Annotated in this window: 2 protein-coding genes; one reads left to right on the forward strand and one right to left on the reverse strand. The window is 65.4% G+C overall.

Going from position 1 to position 2907, the window contains the following annotated elements:
• Nucleotides 1–1890: glycoside hydrolase family 15 protein (locus tag PF446_RS06600; RefSeq protein ID WP_298070448.1), on the forward strand; the 1890-nt coding region annotated here is incomplete at its 5' end.
• A 150-nt stretch (nucleotides 1891–2040) separates the two neighbouring features.
• Here the strand turns inward: PF446_RS06600 and PF446_RS06605 are convergent.
• A partial coding sequence (locus PF446_RS06605; protein WP_298070450.1) for a helix-hairpin-helix domain-containing protein occupies nucleotides 2041–2907 on the reverse strand: 867 nt, incomplete at its 5' end.

The raw sequence follows: 2907 nt of genomic DNA on the forward strand, positions 1-2907 counted from the left end.
TGGGCCGAACAGGGCCCCTTTGGCCTGGCCCTTGCGTGCAGGGATCCGGCCGGGCTTGCCGCGTTGGGCCGGTGCTCGGTCGGCGAGGTCGGTGCCAGTGACCTGTGGCAGGATTTTCAGCGGCATGGGCGCATGGCATGGGACTACGACAAGGCGGGCCCCGGCGAGGTGGCCCTCGGTGGAGCGCTCTCGCGCAGCGGTACCGTGGCACTGGGCATGGCCACCAGCAAGGAATCGGCCGCCACGCTGGCCTGGTCGTCACTGAGCGAGGGCTTTGCCTCGGTGAGTGCAGCCTATGGCCGGGAATGGCGTGCATGTCGGAATGCAAGCATGGCTCCCGAGCGCGCGTTGCACGACATGAGTCCGGCGGCCAAGGCGTTGTACCAGCGATCGACCAATGTGCTGCGAACGCATGAGGACCGCACTTTTCCGGGCGCGCTGGTGGCCAGTCTCTCGGTGCCCTGGGGCGAAGCCAGCGCCAGCCGAGGCGGGTATCATCTGGTCTGGTCCAGGGATCTGGTTGAAAGCGCGGGCGCCTTGCTTGCCATGGGTGCGCACGCCAAGGCGCGCGACGTGTTGAACTATCTCATCAGCACGCAGCAGGCCGATGGCCACTGGTTGCAGAATCAATGGCTGGGCGGCAAACCGTTCTGGCAGGGGATCCAGCTTGACGAGGCGGCGTTTCCCATCCTGCTCGCCGCTGCGCTGAAGGACGCACAAGCCTTGGGGGACATTTCCGTCGGCGACATGGTATTACGCGCCCTGCGGTTTCTTCTCCGCGAAGGTCCCGCCACGGGACAGGATCGCTGGGAGGAGGACGGCGGCGTCAATACCTTCACGCTGGCCGTCGTGATCGCGGCCCTGGTCGAGGGCGCTCAATTTCTGGACGGCAAGGCCAGAGACTGCGCGCTCATGGTCGCGGACGACTGGAATGCCTGCATCGAGGACTGGACCTTCGTGCAGGGGACCCGGCTGGCCGGAAAGTTTGATGTGCGTGGCTATTACCTGCGCATCACCCCGAGCGACGTCCTGGTCAACGAGGGCGCCAAGAACGAGTGGCTGCTGATCAAGAACCGCGTGGATGAACCGCATTTGTCCGCCGACGAACAGATCGCCACGGATTGTCTGCAACTGGTCCGCTACGGCCTGCGTGCCGCGGATGATCCGGCGATCGTCGATACCATCAAGGTGATCGACGGCCTGCTCAGGACCGACACGCCCAAGGGCCCGGTCTGGCACCGCTACAATGGCGATGGCTATGGAGAACATGCCGATGGTCGCCCCTTCGACGGATCGGGCATCGGAAGGGGATGGCCCCTGCTGGTGGGTGAGCGTGGCCATCTGGCGGTTTCGGCGGGCGAGGGGGCACTGGACTATATCGAAACCATGGCACGGATGACCGGCATGGGCGGGCTGTTGCCCGAGCAGGTCTGGGACAGCGCTCCGATTCCGGAAAAGGACCTGTTCCCGGGTCAACCCAGCGGCTCCGCGATGCCCCTGGTCTGGGCGCACGGCGAGTTCATCAAGCTGTGCCACAGTCATGCGCTGGGCCACCCTGTGGATCGACCGGCGGCCACCTGGGCGCGTTATCAAGGACGACGACCACAACCGGAGTTCCGGCTGTGGCGTCTGCGCCAGCGTCCGCGATCGATTCGCGTCGGCCAGGCCTTGCGCGTGTTGCTGGAAGCGCCCTTCAGCCTGCACTGGGGCATGGACGGTTGGCATGACGTCCAGGATGTCGATTCCAGCGACTGGGCGCTGGGCCACGTCGCCGTGATTCCCGCAGCGGCCATGGCCAAGGCCGGCCGGATCCAGTTCACCATGCATTGGCGCGATACCGATCAATGGCAGGGCGAGGACTTCCAGATCGAGGTCACGCCCGGGACGTGATGGGGATGCCTCGGTGTCGCCCCACCGGGGCTCCGGTGCAGGCAATCTGCATGCCCGATGGGATGTCTTGCCTGCATGCCGTGCGCAATGCACAAGGGCGCACAAAGGCGTCCTCGTGCATGCTAAGCCAATGACCTGCTGGAATCCCGGTCAGTCTTTTCTTGCGCGGTTGAAGGCATGGGCCAATGCCCCGTTGGCCGGTGCGGCAGCCGGCGTTGACGAAGGCTTGCGTGCGGCTTTGCCCCGCGGCTGGTCCGGCTTCGAGGAGCGATCCCCACGCGCTTCCCCGGGCACGTCGTCCAGGCGCAGGGACAGGCCGATGCGTTTGCGCGCGGGATCGACCTCCATCACCTTGACCTTGACGATGTCGCCGGCCTTGACCACCTCGCGGGGATCCTTGACGAAGTTGTGCGACAGCGCCGAGACATGCACCAGCCCGTCCTGATGCACCCCGATATCGACGAAGGCACCGAAGGCGGCCACATTGGTGACGCGGCCTTCCAGCACCATGCCTGGCGAAAGGTCCTTGATCTGCTCCACGCCTTCGGCAAAGGAAGGGGTGACGAACTCGGGGCGTGGGTCGCGCCCGGGTTTTTCCAGTTCCTTGAGGATGTCGCGTACGGTGGGTAGACCAAAGCGTTCGTCGGTGTAGTCCCCGGGATTGAGGCCGCGCAGGAAATGTGTGTCGCCGATGACCTGGCGGACCTCGCGCCCACATCGGGCAACGATGCGCTCGACCACCGGATAGGCTTCCGGATGCACCGCGCTGGCATCCAGCGGGTTGTCGCCGTTGCCGATGCGCAGAAAGCCGGCACACTGCTCAAAGGCCTTTTCGCCCAGACGCGACACCTCCATCAGCGCTTTCCGGGTACGAAAGGCACCGTGGCTGTCGCGATGGCGGACCACGTTGTCGGCGACGCTGGCAGAAAGTCCGGCCACGTGCGAAAGCAGCGGTGCCGAGGCCGTATTCACATCCACGCCCACGGCGTTCACGCAGTCTTCCACGCAGGCATCGAG

Origin of the sequence: Oleiagrimonas sp. (assembly GCF_027858935.1) — a bacterium.
Classification (GTDB): Bacteria; Pseudomonadota; Gammaproteobacteria; order Xanthomonadales; family Rhodanobacteraceae; genus Oleiagrimonas.